At 73.3% G+C, this 2798-nt stretch carries 1 protein-coding gene and 1 pseudogene; both read right to left on the bottom strand.

Features of this window, described 5'->3' with window-relative positions; genetic code table 11:
* On the bottom strand, positions 1-1123 hold a 1123-nt coding region (locus tag A2U95_RS33710; RefSeq protein ID WP_420857013.1), incomplete at its 3' end, for a beta-ketoacyl synthase N-terminal-like domain-containing protein.
* Positions 1124-1134: 11 nt separating this feature from the next.
* Positions 1135-2798: pseudogene (locus A2U95_RS33705) on the bottom strand (acyl carrier protein); the annotation flags it as partial.

The following is a 2798-nucleotide window of genomic DNA, read 5'->3' as shown; positions in this document are numbered from 1 at the left end:
TGGGCCGGTCGATGTGGAGGGTCTGCGGGACGGTGCCGTGCCGCATGGCCAGGACCATCTTCATGACGCCGGCGACACCGGCGGCGGCCTGGGTGTGGCCGATGTTGGACTTGATCGAGCCCAGCAGCAGCGGCCGGCCCTCGGGCCGGTCCTGGCCGTAGGTGGCCAGCAGCGCCTGCGCCTCGATCGGGTCACCCAGCGTCGTCCCGGTGCCGTGCGCCTCCACCACGTCCACATCGGCCGTGGTGAGGCCCGCGTTGGCGAGCGCCTGGCGGATGACGCGCTGCTGCGACGGGCCGTTGGGGGCGGTGAGGCCGTTGCTGGCACCGTCCTGGTTCACGGCCGTGGACCGGACGACCGCCAGGACCTCGTGGCCCTTGCGGCGCGCCTCCGACAGCCGCTCCACCAGCAGCACGCCGACGCCCTCGCCCCAGATCGCTCCGTCGGCGGCGTCCGCGAACGCCTTGCAGCGGGCGTCCGAGGACATGGCGTCCTGCTTGCCGAAGTCGGCGAAGGTGCCGGGGGTGGCCATGACGTTGACGCCGCCGACCAGGGCCATCGTGCACTCGCCGTTGCGCAGCGCCTGGCCCGCGAGGTGGAGGGCGACCAGGGAGGACGAGCAGGCGGTGTCGACGGTGACGGCCGGGCCCTCCAGACCGAAGGTGTAGGAGATGCGCCCGGAGGCGACGCTCCCGGAGGTGCCGCTGGCCACGTAGCCCTCGGCTCCGGCCGGAACGCGCGCCAGCAGGGACACGTAGTCCTGGGTGTTGACGCCGACGAACACACCGGCCGGGCTGCCCTTGAGGCCGCGCGGGTCGATGCCGGCGTTCTCGAAGGTCTCCCAGGCCGCTTCGAGCAGCAGGCGGTGCTGCGGGTCCATCGCCAGAGCCTCGCGCGGGCTGATCCCGAAGAAGCCGGGGTCGAACGCACCGGCGTTCCGCAGGAAGCCGCCCTGGATGGCCGGCGGAGCCTGCCACCCGTCCTCGGAGGCGGACGGCAGGAGCAGCTCCCACTGCCGGTCGTGGGGAACGGTGTCGATGGCATCGCGGCCCTGGAGGACGAGGTTCCAGAGGTCGTCGGGTGAGGTGACGTCGCCGGGGAAGCGGCAGGCCATGCCGACGATGACGACCGGGGGGCCTCGATGGGGTCGCCGAGGGTGGTGCCGGTGCCGTGGGCCTCGACGGCGTCGACGTCGGCGCCGGTCAGGCCACCGCTGGCCAGGGCGGCGCGGATGACGCGCTGCTGGGACGGCCCGTTGGGGGCGGTGAGGCCGTTGCTGGCGCCGTCCTGGTTGACGGCGGAGCCACGCACGACCGCGAGGACTTGGTGGCCGTTGCGGCGGGCGTCCGACAGGCGCTCGACCAGCAGCACGCCGACGCCCTCGCCCCAGCCGGTGCCGTCCGCCTCGTCGGAGAACGACTTGCAGCGCCCGTCCGCGGCCAGACCGCGCTGGCGGCTGAACTCGGCGAAGGTCGTCGGTGTGGCCATGACGGTCACACCACCGGCCAAGGCCATGTCGCACTCGCCGGAACGCAGCGCCTGGATGGCCCAGTGCAGGGCGACCAGGGACGAGGAGCACGCCGTGTCCACCGTCACCGCCGGACCCTCAAGCCCCAGCGCGTACGACACGCGGCCGGAGAGCACACTGCCGGAGGTGCCCAGGCCCAGGAACGCCTCGACACCGTCGGGGATCGCCTCGGCGCCAGAACCGTAGTCGTGGTACATGAGGCCGGCGAAGACGCCGGTGCGGCTGCCGCGCAGGGACAGCGGGTCCACGCCGCCGCGCTCCAGCGCCTCCCAGGAGGCCTCGAGCAGCAGGCGCTGCTGCGGGTCCATCGCCAGCGCCTCACGCGGGCTGACCCCGAAGAAGTCGGCGTCGAACTTGTCCGCGTCGTAGAGGAAACCGCCCTCCAGGGTCAGCGAACGCTGCTCCGGGTCGTCCGCCACCGCCTCGGCGTACAGGCCGTCGAGGTCCCAGCCGCGGTCGGTGGGGAAGGCCGAGATGCCGTCGGTTCCGGTGGAGACGAGTCGCCACAGGTCGTCGGGCGAGGAGACACCGCCGGGGTAACGGCACGCCATGCCGACGATCGCGATCAGCTCGTCGGAGCCGGCGGGAGCGACGGTGGTCGGTCCGTACGGGGCGGCCTGGGTGCTGCTCGCCGAGAGACCGCCGGTGAGCTCCTGGGTCAGGAACTCCGCGAGGACGGTGGGGTTGGGGTGGTCGAAGACGAGGGTGGCGGGCAGGCGGAGGCCGGTGATCTTGCCGAGACGGTTGCGGAGTTCGACTGCGGTGAGGGAGTCGAAGCCGAGCTCGGTGAAGGCCCGATGGGTGGGCACGGCCTCGCCGGAGGCGTGGCCGAGGACGGATGCCACCTCGGACCGCACCGTCTCCAGCACCGTCCGGACCTGTTCCTCGGCGGTCTGCCCCGCGAGGCGGGCCGCCAGACCACCGGCCGCTGCGGCGCCCACCTGAGCGGCGGCCCGCCGGTGCGACACCGACACCAGGTCACGCAGCAGGGGAGTGATCTCGGCCCCCTGCGCGGTCGCCTTGCGCATCGCGTCCAGCTCGATGTGGACCGGCACGAGCGAGGCCAGGCCGGTGGCGACACCCGCGTCGAACAGGGCGAGGCCTTCGTCGGGGGTGAGCGGGGGTATGCCGCCGCGTCGCATGCGGGCGATGTCGGCCGGGGTGAGTTCTCCCAGCATGCCGCTGTCGGCCCAAGGTCCCCAGGCGAGGGAGGTGGCGGGCAGGCCGGTGGTGTGGCGGTGGGTGGCGAGGGCGTCGAGGAAGGCGTTGG

It is taken from the genome of Streptomyces chilikensis (genome assembly GCF_001642695.1).
GTDB classification, from domain to species: Bacteria; Actinomycetota; Actinomycetes; order Streptomycetales; family Streptomycetaceae; genus Streptomyces; species Streptomyces chilikensis.
This window is presented reverse-complemented; position numbering and strand designations above follow the sequence as displayed.